General features: G+C 68.8%; 13 protein-coding genes. 7 read left to right on the forward strand and 6 right to left on the reverse strand.

Annotated elements, in window-relative coordinates:
• Positions 1-8: 8 nt before the first annotated feature.
• From C475_RS13235 to glpK, 3 genes are all read right to left on the reverse strand, one after another.
• The gene (locus tag C475_RS13235; RefSeq protein ID WP_006884350.1) at positions 9-1,184 is read right to left on the reverse strand and encodes a Cdc6/Cdc18 family protein; all 1,176 of its coding nucleotides are present in this window, start codon (positions 1,182-1,184) and stop codon (positions 9-11) included.
• 97 nt (positions 1,185-1,281) lie between these two features.
• On the reverse strand, positions 1,282-2,376 hold the full coding sequence (locus C475_RS13240) for a hypothetical protein (protein WP_006884351.1): 1,095 nt from the start codon (positions 2,374-2,376) through the stop codon (positions 1,282-1,284).
• Between the two features lie 3 nt (positions 2,377-2,379).
• Positions 2,380-3,912, reverse strand: a complete 1,533-nt coding sequence (glpK, locus tag C475_RS13245; protein ID WP_006884352.1) for a glycerol kinase GlpK — start codon at positions 3,910-3,912, stop codon at positions 2,380-2,382.
• Between the two features lie 376 nt (positions 3,913-4,288).
• On the opposite strand from glpK, the gene glpA reads away from it, so the two are divergent.
• From glpA to C475_RS13260, 3 genes are all read left to right on the forward strand, one after another.
• Positions 4,289-6,028 carry an anaerobic glycerol-3-phosphate dehydrogenase subunit GlpA gene (gene glpA, locus C475_RS13250; RefSeq protein ID WP_006884353.1) on the forward strand — a complete coding sequence of 580 codons (1,740 nt, stop codon included), beginning with the start codon at positions 4,289-4,291 and terminating at the stop codon, positions 6,026-6,028.
• The gene (gene glpB / locus C475_RS13255) at positions 6,018-7,295 is read left to right on the forward strand and encodes a glycerol-3-phosphate dehydrogenase subunit GlpB (RefSeq protein ID WP_006884354.1); all 1,278 of its coding nucleotides are present in this window, start codon (positions 6,018-6,020) and stop codon (positions 7,293-7,295) included. The genes glpA and glpB overlap by 11 nt, the downstream gene beginning before the upstream one ends.
• 95 nt (positions 7,296-7,390) lie before the next feature.
• Complete coding sequence (locus tag C475_RS13260) at positions 7,391-8,716, forward strand: anaerobic glycerol-3-phosphate dehydrogenase subunit C (RefSeq protein WP_049930632.1); 1,326 nt, start codon at positions 7,391-7,393, stop codon at positions 8,714-8,716.
• A gap of 24 nt (positions 8,717-8,740) precedes the next feature.
• Here C475_RS13260 and C475_RS24640 read toward each other — a convergent pair whose 3' ends face one another.
• From C475_RS24640 to ppc, 3 genes are all read right to left on the reverse strand, one after another.
• Positions 8,741-9,151: a hypothetical protein gene (locus C475_RS24640; RefSeq protein ID WP_006884356.1), complete on the reverse strand. Its 411-nt coding sequence runs from the start codon at positions 9,149-9,151 to the stop codon at positions 8,741-8,743.
• Positions 9,152-9,240: 89 nt separating this feature from the next.
• A complete protein-coding gene (locus C475_RS13270) occupies positions 9,241-9,684 on the reverse strand; it encodes a universal stress protein (protein WP_006884357.1) in 444 nt (147 codons plus the stop codon).
• 82 nt (positions 9,685-9,766) lie between these two features.
• Positions 9,767-12,463, reverse strand: a complete 2,697-nt coding sequence (gene ppc / locus C475_RS13275; RefSeq protein ID WP_006884358.1) for a phosphoenolpyruvate carboxylase — start codon at positions 12,461-12,463, stop codon at positions 9,767-9,769.
• Between the two features lie 296 nt (positions 12,464-12,759).
• Between ppc and C475_RS13280 the strand changes: the two genes are divergently transcribed.
• The 4 genes from C475_RS13280 (at position 12,760) to C475_RS13295 (ending at position 17,599) form a co-directional block, all read left to right on the forward strand.
• Complete coding sequence (locus C475_RS13280; protein WP_006884359.1) at positions 12,760-13,560, forward strand: alpha/beta fold hydrolase; 801 nt, start codon at positions 12,760-12,762, stop codon at positions 13,558-13,560.
• Positions 13,553-15,160 (forward strand): AMP-binding protein, encoded by a 1,608-nt coding sequence (locus tag C475_RS13285; RefSeq protein ID WP_006884360.1) that lies wholly within the window; start codon positions 13,553-13,555, stop codon positions 15,158-15,160. Before C475_RS13280 ends, C475_RS13285 begins: the two co-directional genes overlap by 8 nt.
• 151 nt (positions 15,161-15,311) lie before the next feature.
• Positions 15,312-16,022 (forward strand): helix-turn-helix domain-containing protein, encoded by a 711-nt coding sequence (locus C475_RS13290; protein WP_006884361.1) that lies wholly within the window; start codon positions 15,312-15,314, stop codon positions 16,020-16,022.
• A gap of 104 nt (positions 16,023-16,126) precedes the next feature.
• A complete protein-coding gene (locus C475_RS13295) occupies positions 16,127-17,599 on the forward strand; it encodes an ABC transporter substrate-binding protein (RefSeq protein WP_006884362.1) in 1,473 nt (490 codons plus the stop codon).
• Position 17,600 lies beyond the last annotated feature (1 nt).

Below are 17,600 nucleotides of genomic sequence, written 5' to 3' on the forward strand. Positions count from 1 at the left end.
TCGACCGGTCACTGCCGCAGGTCGTACAGCCGGCGGAACGCCGTCGGCGAGAAGCGGAGTTCGACGCGGCTCGGCGGCCGGCCCTGTTCGTTGGTGACCTCGGACTGGACGCGCTCGACGATCCCGACCTCGGCCATCTCGTAGAGGTAGCGCTTGACGGTGCCCGGCGAGAGGTCCACGGTGGGGACGGCGCCGATCGCCTCGGTCGTCGCGGTGACGGAGGCCCGGTTTTCGGGGTCCAGATCGACCAATTCCCGGAGGACGAGCTGTTTGTTCGCCGGGAGCGCGAGGACGCGTCCGAGCGAGACCGACTCGCGGGGGACCTCCTCGACCGCGGCGGTCACGTCCGCTTCGGTGAGCCGCGCCCGGCCGTCTTCGGTGGCTCGGACGGCGGCGACGAACAGCGCGGTCATCGCGTCGTGGGCGTTGCCGTCGGCCCACTCGGCGACCCGGCGGGCGAGTTCGTGGTCGATCCCCTGGTGGGCCAGCCCGAGCGAGGCGCGAGTCATCAACAGGTCGACGAGCGTCTGGCGGCGGTAGCGGTCGACGCGGATCTCGGTGGCGGTGTACTCGGTCAACAGCACGTCCTCGGGGTCGCGGCGGCCGACGGCGAGCCAGCTCACGTTGCTCGGGAGGCCGGCGAAGCGGTCGACCAGCTGTTCGTCGCCGGTGCCCTCGGGCTCGCCGACGTGGTCGACGACGACGACGACGCCGGTCCGCGAGCCGCCGAGCAGGTCGTGGAGCCGCTCGCGCAGGTCTGCGGTGGAGATGCCGTGGTCGGGGACCGACTCCTCGACGAGCGCGTCGAGGACCGCGTGGTAGAAGGCGAACTCGCTGGTCGTCTCGCGGAGGTCGACGTAGGCGAAGGCGGGCGAGGTGGGCGTCGCCGCGCGCGTGCTGGTGTGGATGATCGACCTGGTCTCCGTCGAGAGGTTGTCGAGGTGGGAGAACAGGGCGGTGACGACGGCTGACTTGCCGGCACCGAAGGGGCCGAAGACGTAGGCGTTGCCCGGGAGGTTGCCGTCGAAGACCGGGTCGAGATGGTCGAGCAGGCGTTCGAGCGTCGGGCCGCGGTCCGAGGGTTCCTCGGGGTGGGCGACGGGCGACAGCGACTCGTAGTCTTCGACGAGGCGGCGGCCGTCGGTCCGGCGCTGTCGTCGTTTGATGCGCGCGTCGATATTCATGGGAGTTCCGGCGAGTCAGTTGTGAATCAGTTCCGGCTCGGAATATAAATCACTCGTGTTGGGCCCGGTCGGCCCGGGCCGAGCGAGTCGAGTCCGTTCAGACGTACCCCGCGTTCGGTAGCACGCCGAGGATCGCCAGGACCGCAACGACGACCATCGAGAGCGCGATGGCCATCGCGGGCGGGTCGACGTGGGTTCCCGAGTGGGCGTAGAAGATCCGCTGGGTGACCTCGCCGAGCAGCCCGCTGACGGCGCCGAAGACGCCGGCCGCGAGCAGCGCGACGACGCTGCCGGCGACGGGGTCGACGACGACCGCACCGACCGCGCCGATCAGCGTGATGTGGTGGGTGACGGGGATCTTTTCGACCCCGAGCTGGAGGAACAGCAGGCTCATCGCCGAGATGGCGTAGCCCATGAAGATGCTACCCGTCTGGATCCAGATGTAGCCGCCGAGGATGCCGCCGACGAGGCCGATAGCGGTGACCCCCGACCATTTGTACTGCTGGGGGAGCCACGGCTCGGTCGCCAGCCGACCGGCGTGTTCCTCGGGTACCTCGCCGCCGTCGGTAGCCATGCGCGGTTCCTCGCGCTCGAAGGGGGACATGTCGAGGAGGCTGCCGCCGGCGGACTTGCCGATGAGCGGGTAGCCGAAGACGATGCGGGCGAGGAAGGCGCTGGCGACGACCGTCAGCGCGATGGAGTCGGTGAGGCCCGTCCCGCCGACGACGAGGACCGCCGCCGAGAGCTGGTTGATGATCACGCCGACGACACCGAAGACGGCGCCGACCGCGAGGATATCCGGCTTCGTGCCGAACGCGTAGAGGATGTTCTTCCCGAAGTGGTAGTCCCAGCCCTCCGGCTCCATCTCGGGATACTTCTTGCCGGCGTAGGCCGAAGCGGCGACGCCCCCGGCGAAGGCGATGTGCGGACCGGTGACGGCGCCGAAGCCGATGACACCGGTGACGCCCGCGGCGAGTTCCCCCGATCCGATCTCGGGGGTCGCCGCGCCGACCTGCCGTTCGAGGACCGCCAGTCCCTCGCCGAGGAAGACGACGAAGCCGGTGAAGATGAACGCCGGCAGGGCGCCCAGTGCCGCGCCGAAGGCGCCGCCGGCGAGCGCGGTGATCAGCAAGAGCGCGAACTGCTCCCACTCCATGCCGATGATCGGGACCTGGAGGAGCGTCTCGTACATCGGTCACTCCTCCCTGGCCCAGTCCAGCGAGCGCTCGACGGCGTCGTCCCAGCGGCTGTACATCCGGTCTGCCTCCGAAGTGTCCATCTCCGGCGAGAACTCGCGGTCGACCTGCCAGTTGTCGCGCAGTTCGTCCACCGAGTCCCAGTAGCCGACGGCGAGGCCGGCCGCGTAGGCCGACCCGAGCGCTGTCGTCTCGTCGACCTCCGGCCGTGCGATCTCCGTCTGGATGATGTCGGACTGGAGCTGACAGAGGAAGTTGTTCTTGACCGCGCCGCCGTCGACCCGCAGGCTCGTCGTCTCGACGCCCGAGTCGGCTTCCATGGCCTCGGCGATGTCGCGGGTCTGGTAGGCGATCGATTCGAGGGTGGCCCGGACGATGTGTTCCTTCCGGGTGCCGCGGGTCATCCCGACGAGAGTCCCGCGCGCGCGGCCGTCCCAGTGGGGGGCGCCCAGGCCGGTGAACGCGGGGACCATGTACACGCCGTCGGTCGAGTCCACGGAGCGGGCCAGCTCGGCGGTCTGTGCGGCGTTGTTGATCAGGTCGACGTCTTCGAGCCACTCGATGGCGGCGCCGGTGATGAAGATCGAGCCTTCCAGGGCGTACTGGACGGGTTCGCCGGAGAGCTGGAAGCCGATCGTCGTCAGCAGGCCGTGTTCGGAGCTGACGGCCTCGTCGCCGGTGTTCATGAGGTAGAACGAGCCGGTGCCGTAGGTGTTCTTGGCGTCGCCGGCGTCGAAGCAGGTCTGGCCGAACAGCGCGGCCTGCTGGTCGCCGAGCGCGCCGGCGACCGGGACTTCGGCGCCGAGGAAGCCGTCGGGGTCGGTCGAGCCGTAAGTCGCCTCGTCCGAGGAGGGCCGGACTTCGGGGAGCATCGACTCGGGAACGCCGAACTCATCCAGGAGTTCGGGGTCCCAGTTGAGCCCCTCGATGTCGTAGAGCATCGTCCGCGAGGCGTTGGTCACGTCGGTGATGTGCTCGCCGGTGAGGTTGTAGATGAGCCACGTGTCGATGGTGCCCATCCGGAGTTCGCCCTGCTCCGCCCGGTTGCGGACGCTCTCGCCGCGGGAGCTCTGTAGCTTCAGCGGCTCGGCGTTATCGAGGATCCACTCGGTCTTCGTCGCGGCGAAGTAGGCGTCGGCTTCCAGCCCGGTCTTCCCGCGGATCCACTCGACCTTGTCCTCCTCCTCCAGCTGTTCGACGCGGTCGGTGGTGCGACGGTCCTGCCAGACGATGGCGTTGTGGACCGGCTTACCCGTCTCGGCGTCCCAGACGACCGTGGTCTCCCGCTGGTTGGTGATCCCCAGCGCCTCCAGTTGCGTAGCGTCGAGCCCGCCGTCGCGGAGGCCGCGCGTGACGACCTCCTGGGTGTTCTCCCAGATCTCGATGGGGTCGTGCTCGACCCACCCCGGCTCTGGGTAGATCTGTTCGTGTTGTTCGTATGCGTTCGCGACGACCTGACCCTCGTGGTCGAACACCATGAAGCGAGTGCCAGTCGTCCCCTGATCTATCGCGCCGATGTATGTGTCTGCCATTGTCTGTCACCGTGTGTGGCGGAATATTTACTCTGAATGCCGCCCTGTCGATAAACAACATACGGAATCGTTATAAATGTTACTGATGGTTGGGGGCCGTCGGGTAAAGTAGGCGTTTGGTACCGCCGGCCGGGACGCTCGCGGCGGAAGCGGTACGTCTCGTCGCGTCGCCGCCCTCAGTGGATATTACCGGCCAATCACGGCGGACTAACGACATCGAAGCCGGATCACCCTTCGGAGAACGACGAGTGGTCGGCCGAGTAATCGCGACCGGTTCGCCGGTCAGTCGTTCCGAACGGGGGTAGAACCATTTTATTTATCGGGGACGGCGATTCGCCGGTGAAGTAAAGTGGGTGGGCGTCGAACGTGCGAACAGATGGCATCCACACCCCACATCGCGGTCCTCGGGGGCGGTTCGACGGGCGCCGGCGTCGCGCGCGACCTGGCGATGCGCGGCTTCGACGTGACCCTCGTCGAGCAGGGCAACCTCACGCACGGGACGACCGGGCGGATGCACGGGTTGCTCCACAGCGGCGGCCGCTACGCGGTCTCCGACCGCTCCAGCGCCCGGGAGTGCATCGAGGAGAACCGCGTCCTCCGGGATATCGCGAGTCACTGCGTCGAGGAGACGGGGGGACTGTTCGTCAAGCGCCCGGAGGACTCCGAGGAGTACTTTCAGGAGAAACTCGAGGGCTGCGAAGCCTGCGGGATCCCCGCCGAGGTCCTCTCGGGGCCCGAGGCCCGCTCGATGGAACCCCACCTCGCCGAGGACATCGACAAGGCGATCTGGGTCCCCGACGGCGCGGTCGACCCGTTCCGACTCGTCGTCGCCAACGCCGCGAGCGCCGTCGAGCACGGCGCCCGCGTCGAGACACACTCCGAGGTCACCGACCTGCTCGTCGAGGACGGGGAAGTCGTCGGCGTCGAGGTCGAACACGCATCCGGCCCGGGCCTGCGCGTCCACGGCACCGAGGGGGGCCGCGAGGAGATCCGCGCCGACCACGTCGTCAACGCCACCGGCGCCTGGGCCGGCCAGATCGGCGATATGGCCGGCGTCGACATCGAGGTCCGCCCCTCCAAGGGCGTGATGACGATCATGAACGTCCGGCAGGTCGACACCGTGATCAACCGCTGTCGGCCCAAGGGCGACGCCGACATCGTCGTCCCCCACGAGACGACGGCGATCCTCGGGACGACCGACGAGGAGGTCGACGACCCCGAGGACTACCCCGAGGAGCGGTGGGAGGTCGACATGATGATCGACACGCTCTCGGAGCTGATCCCGATGCTCGAAGACGCTCGCACCATCCGGTCGTTCTGGGGCGTCCGCCCGCTGTACGAACCGCCGGACGTGGGCAGCACCGACCCCACCGACATCACGCGCGATTTCTTCCTGCTGGACCACGACGACCGCGACGACCTGCCCGGCATGACCAGCATCGTCGGCGGCAAGTTCACCACCTACCGGATGATGGCCGAGAAGATCGTCGACCACGTCTGCGACCGCTTCGGCGTCGACGCCGCCTGCCGCACCGCCGACGTGCCCCTGCCCGGTAGCGAGGACTTCTCGGTCCTCCGGGACTACATGGACGAGTTCGGCCTCCAGTCGCCGATCGGCCGCCGTAGCGTAGAGCGACTCGGGTCGCGGGCCGAGGAGGTGCTCGACACCGACGGCCCGAATCCCGTCGTCTGCAACTGCGAGGCCGTCACGCGCGCGGAAGTGCAGGACGCCATCGAGGGGTCGGGGTCGGACCTCAACGCCGTCCGCATCCGAACGCGGGCCACGATGGGCAACTGCCAGGGCGGTTTCTGCGCCCACCGGCTCGCCGGCGAGCTGGATGACAGCTACGACGAACCCACCGTGCGCGAGGCGTGGGACGAGCTCCTCCAGGAGCGCTGGAAGGGGCAGCGCCACGCCCTGTGGGGCCAACAGCTCTCCCAGGCGATGCTCAACTACGCGCTACACGCCACCACCCAGAACCGCGACCGCGACCCCGCCGACGCCCCCGAGTCGCTTGATTTCGCGGCCTTCGACGACGGACCGACCGAGACGGTCGAACGGCCGAGCGCGGGCGATACCGGCGTCGCGACCGACGGAGGACGGGATGGCGATTGAGTCCGAGGTCGTCGTGGTCGGCGGCGGCCTGGCGGGCGGGTTCGCCGCCCTCGCCGCGGCGCGTGAGGGGGCGGACACACGGCTCCTCTCGTACAAACAGAGCACGCTCGCGCAGGCCTCCGGGCTCGTCGACGTGCTGGGCTACGCGCCCGACGGCGACGGGGCCGCCGCGGACCCCTTCGAGGTCATCCCGGCGTTGCCCGACGAACATCCGTACCGGACCGTCGGCGTCGGCGGCGTCCGCGAGGCGATGGCGGCGTTCGACGAGGTGACCGACCGCTATCGCGGCGCCCATACGGACCGCAACGCGCTCTTGCCCACCCACGGCGGGACGGTCAAACCGACGGCCCGGTACCCCGCGAGTACCGCGGCGGGCGTCGCCAGCGACGAGCGCGACGCCCTCCTGGTCGGCTTCGAGGCGCTGGTCGACTTCGACGCGCCTCACGCGGCCACCCACCTCGAAAACGCCGGCGTCCCGTTCGAGGTAGCGGGCGCGACGATCGCGTTCCCGGGCGGTCTGGCCGCCGACGCGAAGGTGACACGCTACGCGAAGCTACTCGACGAAGACGCGCCGGTCGAGACCGCGACAGGGGCCACCCGCCGCGCCCGCAACGCGCTCGCGAGCGCGGTCGAACCCCACCTCGACGGCGCCGAGCGGGTCGGATTCCCGGCCGTTCTCGGTGACGACGACCCCGCCGCGGTCCGCGAGTCGCTCGAAACCGAGCTGGGTGTTCCCGTCTTCGAGGTGCCGATGGGGCCGCCCTCGCTGCCCGGGCTCCGTCTGGAGGACGACCTCTACGCGGCCCTGGACGCCGCCGGAGTCAGCATGGAGACGGGCAACCCAGTCGTCGGGTACGACGGTGAGGGCGGGATCGAGTCGGTCTCGATCGACCGCAACGGCGCGAGGATTCCGTTCGCCGCCGACCAGTTCGTCCTCGCGACGGGCGGGCTGGTCGGGAAGGGGATCGGTTCCGACCGGGAACGCGTCGAGGAGCCGATCTTCGACTGTCACGTCCCCCACGCCGCGGACCGCTACGAGTGGTTCGACACCGACGCCTTCGGGGACCACGCGTTCGCCCGCTTCGGTCTCCTGACCGACGGCGACCTGCGACCGCTCGACGCCGACGGCACCGCCGAGTTCGAGAATCTCAGGGCGGCGGGGTCGGTGCTGGGCGGCTACGACTTCGCCGCGGAGAAGTCGGGCAGCGGCGTCTCCATCGCGACCGGCCACGCCGCCGGTGCGGCCGCCGCGGAGGCGCTGCGATGAGCGAGGACCGAGCGGACGACGAGACGGAGCCGGGACCGCCGCGCGTCCCGGACGGCGGTACCGCGAGCGACACGGCCGGCGATACGACGACACCAATGAGCGACACGGACCACACCAGCGACTTCGAGCCGATGGAACCGAATCCCGACGAGAACCACGAGCCGACCGACGTGTTCGGCGAGGCCGAGGAGTTCGACCTGCGGTCGGGCGCCGACTCCTGCTACAAGTGTTCGTCCTGCGACACCAGCTGCCCGGTCGCGGAGGTCGACGACGACTTCCCCGGGCCGAAGTTCCAGGGGCCCGAGCAGTGGCGGCTCACCCAGAGTGAGGAGGACTACGAGGTCGACGAGTCGGTCACGTCCTGCTCGAACTGCATGCGCTGCGACGACGCCTGTCCGTCGGGCGTCCCGCTCAGCCAGATGCACAACACGACGCGGGGGCGGTTCGTCGACGAACAGATGAGCAAGCTCTCCGTCGAGTACTGGCGCAACCGGATCCTCGCCAACTACCGCACCTCCGCCTTCTTCGCCAGCAAAGTCCCCCGGCTCGCGACGGCCGCGATGAACTTCGGGCCGGCCCGCTGGGTCATGGAGAAGACCCTCGGCGTCACCAGCGAACGGGACTTCCCGGAGTTCGCCACCGAGACGTTCACCGACTGGTGGCAAGCTCGGGGCGGCGCGCAGGTCCAGTCCGCTGACAAACGGGTCGCGTACTTCCACGGCTGTTACGCCGAGTACAACACCCCCGAGGTGGCGAAGGCGCTCGTCCGCCTGTTCGAGCACTTCGGCTACCAGGTCGCGGTCCCCGAGCAGGGCTGTTCGGGCACGCCGATGTTCGCCAACGGGATGTTGGACGACGCCCGCCGCGACGCGAAGACGAACGTGAGTTCCCTGTCGGCGCTGGTCGACGAGGGCTACGACGCCGTCTGTTCCTGTACCTCCTGTTCGATGAGCCTCCGCCAGGAGTACCCCGAACTGTTCGACTTCGAGGGCACCGACGAGGTGGCCGCCAACACCTACGAGGCCGTCGAGTACCTGCGGATCCACGAGGACCTGTCGGGCGCGGTCGCCGACACGGACGTGGACGGCGACCTCGCCGAGGAGTTCGCCTACCACGCGCCGTGTCACGCACGCAACCAGGGCCTCGACAGGCAGGCCGTCGAACTGTTCCGCGAGCTCGACGGCGTCGACGTCGAGGACGTGGGCGACTCCTGTTCGGGCATCTCGGGCACCTACGGCTGGAAGGAAGAGAAGTACGACTACTCCATGGAGATCGGCGAGGAGATGTTCGAGCACATGGAGCACGCCGAGGGCCAGACCGGCATGACCGAGTGTCCCACCTGCGCGATGCAGATGGAACACGGTACCGGCTACGAGATCCGCCACCCGCTGGAACTGCTGGAAGCGGCGCTGTTGGAGTGAGGGAACTCGTCGCCGGACCGACCGTCAAGGAGCGAACTCGGCACCCGAGCGCTCGAACCGGACCGTGAGCATCCCGTCCTCGGCCGGCGACCACGAGTGACCGAAGAGCGCTTCGACCGGACCGTCCGGCATCGACGCCGTCAGCGAGTACGTCGCGCCCGGCTCCGGGACGGTGAGCGTCCACTCCGCCCCCGCCGCAAGCCGGCGGGTCGTCGTACGGTCGACGCCCGCCGACTCCGAGGTGAGTTCGATCCGTGCGTCGATGGGTTCGTCCATCACGTTACGCACGATAATCTCGTTCGGCCCGCTCGTCGCCGTCTCGCTCGAGGACGGTTCGGTCGGCGAGGACTCGGGGGACGGACCGTCGGCTACACAGCCGCCACACAGCGCCAGCAGAGTCGAAGCCGAGAGCAGAGCCGACCGTCTCGTTCGCACGGGGTACCGTGAACCGCCGTCTGTGCCTCACTTATACTTTCGGCCGTCCGGACTCGCGGTTCCGTGACTACGTCCCCCGCTCGGTTGCTTCACCCGCCCCGGACGAAGGTCACGGGACAAGGCGCCCCGAGCAGGATCGCCTGTGCGGTCGATCCGAACACCGCCTTCCCGGAGGGACGGCGCTTGCGGCCGCCGACGAAGACGAGGTCCGCGTCGATCGTCTCGGCGAGTCCGACGACCTCCTCGCCGACCTCGCCGACGCGACCGCGGATCCGAACGTCGAGTCCGGCCTCGGTGAGGCGATCCCGGAACGCCTGAACGGTCGTCTGCCGGGCGGCGACCGCGTCAGGTTCCGCGTCGTCACCGAAGCCCAGGCGGTCGCCCGCATCGGCGAACCGGTCCCGGGAGAACACGTGCCCGAGGACGACCGTCGCGCCGGCCGGTCCCGCCGCGTCACTCACTGCCGTCACGACCGGATCGGTACGGGCCTCGTCACCGGGACCGACGGCCACGAGAACAGTGTCGAGTGCCATGCGCGGCGGTTCGCCGGCCCGCCGCAAGCGCCTTTCGTCGGTTCAACGACGCCGAGCCCGGCGAGTCGGGAGTAAGACAGCCCTACCCGGTATTTTTCATCCCGGCCGCGACGCCCTGCACCGTGAGCCGCAGGGTGCGCTCCTCGGCTTCCGTCAGGTGTGACTGGTCGAGCAGGCGCACCTGCAGGAGGTTCAGCGGGTCGACGTAGGGGTTGCGTCGGTCGAGGTTCTCCGCGAGCCACTCCCGCCGGAGGAGGCTGTCGCGGTCGGTGATCGTCTTCACGAGTTCGACGGCGCCCTCGTACTCCTCGCGGATGCGCGGGAAGAAGGCCCCGCGGAGGTCGTCGGGGGCGAGGTCGGCGTAGCGCTCGGCGATCTCCATCTCCGAGCGAGCGAGCGCGAGCGCGGCGTTGTCGAGCGTCGTCTGGAAGAACAGCCACTCGTCGTACATCTCCCGCAGCGTCTCGATATCGCCGCCCGAGTCGAGGTACGCCTCGATCCCGGTCGCCAGCGAGTACCAGCCCGGGAGGATACAGCGGGCCTGCGTCCACGAGAACACCCACGGGATCGCCCGCAGGTCGTCGACGTCGCGCTCCTCCGAGCGCGAAGCGGGACGGGACCCGAGGTTGAGGTTCTCGATGACGGTGATAGGGGTGATCGTATCGAAGAAGTCGACGAACCCCTCCGATTCCAGCAGGTCGACGTACTCCTCGCGGGCGGCTTCGGCGGCCGTCTCCATGGCCTCGGTCCACGCCTCGGGGACCTCCTCGACGGGGTTCTCCATCGCGTTGTGGCGGGCGCGGATCTGCGCGTCGAGCATCTGTTCGAGGTTGCGCTCGGCGATCCGCCGGTTGGCGTACTTTTCCGAAATCGTCTCGCCCTGCTCGGTGAACTTGATCTGGCCCGAGACCGTCTCGTTGGGCAGCGCGAGCATCGCGTCGTTCATCGGCCCGCCGCCTCTGGAGATGGAGCCGCCGCGGCCGTGGAACAGCCGCATCTCCACGTCGTAGTCGTCGGTGATCGCGGCCAGGCGGCGCTGGTTGCGGAAGAGGCTCCAGTTCGCCGCCAGAAACCCGTTCTCCTTGTTGGAGTCGGAGTAGCCGAGCATGATCTCCTGGACGCCGTTTCGCGCTTCGAGGGCCTGTTGGTAGGCCTCGTTCTCGAACAGCGTGCCCATGATGCGGCGGGCGCCGTCGAGGGCGTACTTCGATTCCAGCAGCGGGACCACGTCCAGCCCGCAGTAGCCGGGGAGGTCGACGATGCCGGCCTGGTCGGCGAGAAAGAGCACTTCGAGGACGTGGCTCGGTTCCTCGCACCAGCTGATGGCGTAGGTGTCGATGGCGTCGACGCCGTAGTCCCGTTGCCACTCGGCGGTCTTCTCGAACCGGCGAAGCACGCGGGCGGCCTCGTCGGACAGGTCCTCGCGGTCGGCGAGGTCGACGACAGTCTCGTCCTGCAGGACGGCCTCCGTCAGGAACTCGACGCGCTCGTCCTCGTCCATGGACTCGTAGTCGATCCCGTCGCGCTCGACGGCCTCGGCGATGGCGTTCGTGTGCTTCGCGCGGTGGTCGCGCAGGTCGAGGCTGGCCAGTGAGAACCCGAAGGTATCGACGGTGCGATAGAGGGGGTCGACGTGGGACTCGGCGATCACGTCGGCGCCGTTGGCTCGCAGGCTCTCGGCGACGACCTCGATGTCTTCGAGGAACTCGCTCTCGTCCTCGTAGCCGCCCGGACGCACGTCGTCGACCCGGAGGACGCGCTCGCGCATCAGCTTGAGCAGCTGTCGGTAGGGCTCGTCGGGGTAGCGCTCGCGGGCCGTCTCGGCCACGGCGGGCAGCCGCTCGCGGTGCTCGGCCAGCCGCTCGTCGAAGCGCTCGCCGGTGTCGATCTGGTCGCCGTCCTGGCTGAGCACGCCCGAGAGCGTCTTGAGTCGGTCGCGGTACAGCGGGACCGCGGCCGACTGCTGGCGGTCGAGCGTCTCCTCGGTGACTTCGGGAGTGACGAACGGGTTGCCGTCGCGGTCGCTCCCGGCCCACGAACGGAACTCGTAGAGCTTCGGCACGTCGACCGCTTCGTCGAACTCGTCGTCGACGGCGCGTTCGAGCGCGTCGTACACCTCGCTGATGACCTCGAAGAGGACGTTCTCCAGGTACCACTGGACGTTCAGCGCCTCGTCGGTCACGTCGGGCCGGCGCTCGCGGACCTGCGCCGTCTGCCAGAGACTCGTCACCTCGGCCTCCAGGTCGCGCTCCACGTCAGCCTGCTCGTCGCGAGTCAGGCGCACCTCGTCGAGCCGTTCGAGGTGGCTCGACACCGACCGCAGTTTCGCTTTCACGGTCTTCCGGCGGGCCTCGGTCGGGTGGGCGGTGAACGTCGGCTGGATCAGCACGTCGTCGAGTACGCGCTCGACCGTCTCGGCGTCGAGGTCGCGCTCAGCGAGTTCCTCGACGGCCGCGCGCACGCTGTCGTCGAGGGTCCCGTCCTGACTCCCCTCGCGGATCTCCCGGACGCGCTGGCGCTCCTCGGCGAGGTTGATCAGCTCGAAGTACGTCGTGAACGCCCGCGCGACCACGTCCTGCTCCTCGGGTTCGAGCCCGTCGAGCGCCTCGTCGATCGCCGCCCGGTTCTCGGCGTCGCCGCGCCGGTAGTCGATCGCCGCAGTCCGTATTTGTTCGACTATGTCGAACGCAGACTCGGACCGCTGTGCCCGGATTATCTCCCCGAGCAGCTCGCCCAGTTCCCGTACGTCTTCGTTGACCTCTCTGGCATGTAATTCCATAACAGTGTTTCTCTGGGCCATTCGTAAAACTCTAGCGGAAGTCGAAAATCATCAGGAACGTGCGTGAGAGACCGCTCCAACGGCGCGGCACCGGTTCCGCAACCGTGTCCCCGGGCGGAACTTTGTCGAAACTAGTTCGGCCATGCCGAACCGTTTTTCCGAGGTAGTTCGGCCGAAAGATCGACCTAGAGTCGGTGGATCGAAACCTGTGCCGCAGTTTCGAGCGTTCGGAGACCTCTCACGGGGTTCACACGTGAACGTCCGGGTTGAAGGGTCGGGAGTTCGATACTGCCGCCATGACGTACGCGACGAACGACGGGGCCCGGATCGCCTACGACGTGGCGGGGCCACCCGAGGGGGAGGCGGTGACGTTCCTCGAGGGGCTGGCCTACGGGACCTGGATGTGGAACTGGCAGCGCGAGGCGCTCTCCGAGTATCGCACGGTCGTCATGGACAATCGCGGCACCGGTGACTCCGAGGCGCCCGAGGGACCGTACACCGTCGAGGAGATGGCCGCCGACCTCGAAGCGGTCCTCGACGACGCCGGGATCGAGCGGACCCATTTGGTCGGCGCGAGCCTCGGCGGGATGATCGCCCAGCGCTACGCGCTGGACTACGACCGCGCCGAGTCGCTGGCGCTGCTCTGTACCACGCCGGGCGGCGACGACGCCGTTCCGATCCCCGAGGAGACCCAGGCACGGATGCTCGCCGTCCCCGACGATTACGGGCCGACCGAGACGGTCCGTCACAAGATGGAACCCGCCTTTTCCGAGGAGTTCTGGGCGGCGAATCAGGACGTGGTCGACCGGATCGTCGACTGGCGGCTCGAGACCGACCCCACCGAAGACGTCTACGAGTGGCAGAGCGCGGCCGCTGTCGGTTTCGACGCGGGCGACGAACTGGCCGAGATCGACCTGCCGACGCTCGTCCTCCACGGCACCGGCGACCGCGTGCTCCCGCCGGAGAACGGGCGACTCCTCGCCGAGGGGATCCCCGGCGCGGAACTCGTCGAAGTCGAGGGCGGGTCGCACCTCTTTTTCGTCGAGCGCGACGAGCGCGTCACCGACGAGCTCCGGGAGTTCGTCGAGGATGTCTGAAGCCGAGTGGGTCGGCGCCTGGAGCGAGAAGCGCGCGGCGCTCTCGCCCGACCGGATCGGCCTCGTGGACGCCGCGACCGGCAGGGAGTACACCTACGCCGCCCTCGACCGGCGGGCGAACCGCTGTGCGCGCCTCCTGGCCGACCACGGCGTCGCACGAGCGGCGGACGACACCGGCGGGCCCGCGGGCGGGCGGGTCGCCGTCGTCTCGCGCAACCGCCCGGAGTACGTCGATCTGTTCTTCGCGACGGGCAAGACCGGCGGCGTCCTCGCTCCCCTGTCTCACCGGCTCGCCCCGCCGGAACTCGCGGCCCTCCTGGCGGCCGTCGACCCCGAACTCGTCGTCGTCGAGGAGCCGTTCGCCGGCCTCGTCGGCGACGCGACCGACGAGGGCGCCTGGGACGCCGACGCGCCGATCCTGTCGCTGCCGGTCGAGGGGAGCGGAGCGACCACCTGGGAGGCCTACGACGCCGCGCTCCCGGCCGACGACTCGGTGTTCGAGGGACCGGCGGTCGACCCCGGCGACCCGCACCTCTTCCTGCACACCGGCGGGTCGACTGGGACGCCCAAAGAGACCGTAGTCTCCCACGAGGCGCTCGTCTGGAACTCCGTCAACACGATCACGGCGTGGGGGCTGCGCGACGACGACGTGACGCCGATGGTGTTCCCGATGTTCCACACCGGCGGCTGGAACGTCCTGACGCTCCCGATTTTCCACATGGGCGGGACGGTCGTGATAGACCGGGAGTTCGACCCCGGCCAGATCCTCGGCATCGTCGAGGAGCGGTCGGCCAGCGTCCTCGTCGCCGTCCCCGCCGTCCTGCGGATGATGACCGACCACGACCGCTGGGCCGACACGGACCTCTCCTCGCTGCGGTTCGTCAAATCGGGAGGTGGTCCCTGCCGCGAGTCGGTCATGGAGGCGTGGTGGGACCGCGGCGTCGACCTCTCGCAGGGCTACGGGCTGACCGAATGTGGCCCCAACAACTTCGCGATGCCGGACGATTGGCCCCGCGAGAAGGCCCACACCGTCGGCGTGGCGAACGTACACGTCGACGCGCGTGTCGTCGACGACGACGGCGGGGAACTCCCCGCCGGCGAGATCGGCGAACTCCAGCTCCGGTCGCCTCACGCCGCCGACGGCTACTGGTCCTCGCCCCAGGAATCGGCGGCGACGTTCGGCGAGTGGGTATCGACCGGCGATCTGGCCCGCGTCGACGACGAGGGGTACGTGTCCATCGAGGGGCGCAAGAAGAACATGTTCGTCAGCGGCGGCGAGAACGTGTATCCCGCCGAAGTCGAGGACGCCATCGCCGACCACCCGGCGGTGGCCGACGCCGTCGTGATCGCCGTGCCCGACGACCAGTGGGGCCAGGTCGGCAAGGCGGTCGTCGAACTCGCCGCCGACGCGGGCAGCGAGACGGCGGCCGACGGGGCGGCGAACACCGACCCGCTCGCGCTCGACGACCTCCGAGCGTTCCTCGACGGCCGGCTAGCGCGGTTCAAGCACCCCCGTCACCTCGCGTTCGTCGACGAACTCCCCACCAGCGGCCCCGACAAGCTCGACCGCGACGCAGTCGCCGCCGAGTTCGGCGAGTGACCGTCGTCGGCCCCGCTTCGGCCCTCCCTCACCGTCCCTGTGCCGTTCACTGCTGCCCGGAGTATGACTTACCTACCCCGAACCGTACCTACGAAGGTAGGATCATTTATGTTCGTGAGGGAAGTCATTTCGGGGAGAGGGTGCCCCGCACATGATCGACATCTCGATGGACATGGAGCAGTACGACTGTCCGTTCATCGATACGACGGCCGACTACGGGGTCGCGTTCTCGGCGGTCCACTGGGAGTTCGACCAGTCCCGGCGGGCGCTGGAGACGCGGATGGTCGTCGAGGGCGGCGACCGCGGCCAGCTCTCCAGCGGGCTCGACGCGCTCCGCGAGCACGGCAACATGCACGACTACACGCTGCTCTCCCGCCGGGAGGACGTGGCCCACATCCGGACGGTCATCGACGAGACGGCGGCGATGGAGACTATCCGGGACAACGACGGCTACATAACCGGCCCGTTCTACATCGAGGAGGGCAGCGAGGTGTGGCACGTCGGGTTCGACCGGCCGGGCCAGGCCGACGAGACGCTCGCCGAGCTCGAACGCGACAACGAGTTCGAGGTGGTCGAGCGCTCGGACACGACGCTGCCCGACATGGGAGACCTCGTCCAGAACGCCGGCGCGGCGATGACGCTCATCCAGGGCTGCGAGGAGCTCTCCGAGACCGAGCGCGAAACCCTGGAGACGGCGGTCTCCTCGGGCTACTTCGAATCGCCCCGCGACGCCACGCTCGGGACGCTGGCCGACGAGTTCGACGTGTCCAAGCCGGCCGTCTCGAAGAACCTCCGCAGGGGCCAGCGCAAGATGATCAAACGCGTCGTCGACGCGCTCGACGACCTCGACGACGCCGAATAAGGGGCCGTTCGGCCATCCCGCGTTCCCGTTTTCCTCGGCCGAACCCGCTCGTTAACATGTGAACCCGGGTGGATATGGCCGTGAGTGTAGTATCACTAATTATCATGCGAGAGCATATCACGCGGAGGCGGGCGCTGAAGTCACTGGGTGTCGCCGGCGCCGCGGCGCTGGCGGGCTGCTCGGACGGCGACGGGACACCGACCGGCGGCGACGGCGATGACGGTGGCGCCGACACCAGCGCTGACGGCGGTGGCGACGGAACGGACGGCGACGCGGCGACCGACGACTCAGGCATGAACGGGACAGCGACGGGCACGGCGAGCAGCGTATCGGGCGAGGTGACTATCGGCGTCCTCCAGCCGATGTCGGGGAACCTGTCGTACTACGGCCAGCAGGGCCTGTGGGGATTCCTCTCCGGGCTGGCCTACAAGGCCGGCGCGGACCCCGCGGGGACGGTCGGCACCGGCGAGACGACCGTGACCGTAGGCGACGTGGACTACCGGCTGCTCGTCCGCGACACGGAGTTCGCGGCGGACCCCGCACAGTTGGCGGCCACGTCGCTCGTCCGCGACGACGGCGTCGATATGCTGTTCGGCTGTTCGTCCTCGTCGGCGGCCGAGCGGGTCATCGGCCAGGTCGTCAGCCAGGCGCAGGTCCCGTTCGTAGCGGGACCGGCCGCCTCGGCGGCGATCACGTCCAGCGGCGACTACTGCAGCGACCTGGTGTTCCGGGCCAGCGAGAACACGGCGATGGACGCCCGCTCGGGCGGGCGCTACGTCGCCAACGAGACGGACGTGTCGCGGGTGTTCCTGTTCGGCGCCGACTACAGCTTCGGCCGCGCCGTCGTCAACAACTACGAGTCCGTGCTGCAGGACAACGGCGTCGAAATCGTCGGCAAGCGCTTCGTCGAGCAGGGCTACGCCGAGTGGGACGGGCTGCTCGACAACGCCGAGGAGGCCGGCGCCGAGGGGATCGTCGGCGGCTTCACCGTCACGACGCTCCCGAACCTGTTCAGTTCGTTCCTCTCGGGCGACTACTCCTATCGAGCCTTCGGCGGCTTCGCCACCCAGATCACCAACCAGGTCGTCGGCAACACGATGGAGAGCGTCCTCGGGTCGCCGCTGACGGCCGAGAAGATAGAGGACTCCCAGCTCGGTCCGTTCACGACCCGGTACCACTGGAACCAGTACGACAACGAGATCAACGACGCGTTCGTCGACAGCTACACGAACACCTACGAGGTCGTCCCCGACCTGTTCACCTCCGGGACGTTCACCGCCGCCTCGGCCATCCACCAGGCCGTCCAGACCTCGGGGTCGACCGAGGGCGCGGACATCGCCGGCGCGATGAAGGGGATGACCGTCGCCGACACGCCGAAGGGCGCGGACGGCTACACCTTCCAGGAGTACAACAACCAGGCCCGCTCGGAGATGACCGTCGCGAGTCCGGTCCCGACGAGCGACGAGTACGCCGACACCTGGGGCGCCTCGATCATGCCCGGCGAACCCCAGGCCCGCATCTCCGGGGAGAACGCGACCATCCCGGCCGACAGCCCGGACATGAACTGCTCGCTGTGAG

The sequence above is a fragment of the Halosimplex carlsbadense 2-9-1 genome, assembly GCF_000337455.1.
In the GTDB taxonomy this organism is placed as follows: domain Archaea; phylum Halobacteriota; class Halobacteria; order Halobacteriales; family Haloarculaceae; genus Halosimplex; species Halosimplex carlsbadense.

Excerpts from the sequence above, each read along its gene's own strand:
- C475_RS13235 (WP_006884350.1), bottom strand. The coding sequence starts at position 1,184 with ATGAATATCGACGCGCGCATCAAACGACGACAGCGCCGGACCGACGGC.
- C475_RS13240 (WP_006884351.1), bottom strand. The coding sequence starts at position 2,376 with ATGTACGAGACGCTCCTCCAGGTCCCGATCATCGGCATGGAGTGGGAG.
- glpK (WP_006884352.1), bottom strand. The coding sequence starts at position 3,912 with ATGGCAGACACATACATCGGCGCGATAGATCAGGGGACGACTGGCACT.
- glpA (WP_006884353.1), top strand. The coding sequence starts at position 4,289 with ATGGCATCCACACCCCACATCGCGGTCCTCGGGGGCGGTTCGACGGGC.
- glpB (WP_006884354.1), top strand. The coding sequence starts at position 6,018 with ATGGCGATTGAGTCCGAGGTCGTCGTGGTCGGCGGCGGCCTGGCGGGC.
- C475_RS13260 (WP_049930632.1), top strand. The coding sequence starts at position 7,391 with ATGAGCGACACGGACCACACCAGCGACTTCGAGCCGATGGAACCGAAT.
- C475_RS13270 (WP_006884357.1), bottom strand. The coding sequence starts at position 9,684 with ATGGCACTCGACACTGTTCTCGTGGCCGTCGGTCCCGGTGACGAGGCC.
- ppc (WP_006884358.1), bottom strand. The coding sequence starts at position 12,463 with ATGGAATTACATGCCAGAGAGGTCAACGAAGACGTACGGGAACTGGGC.
- C475_RS13280 (WP_006884359.1), top strand. The coding sequence starts at position 12,760 with ATGACGTACGCGACGAACGACGGGGCCCGGATCGCCTACGACGTGGCG.
- C475_RS13285 (WP_006884360.1), top strand. The coding sequence starts at position 13,553 with ATGTCTGAAGCCGAGTGGGTCGGCGCCTGGAGCGAGAAGCGCGCGGCG.
- C475_RS13290 (WP_006884361.1), top strand. The coding sequence starts at position 15,312 with ATGATCGACATCTCGATGGACATGGAGCAGTACGACTGTCCGTTCATC.
- C475_RS13295 (WP_006884362.1), top strand. The coding sequence starts at position 16,127 with ATGCGAGAGCATATCACGCGGAGGCGGGCGCTGAAGTCACTGGGTGTC.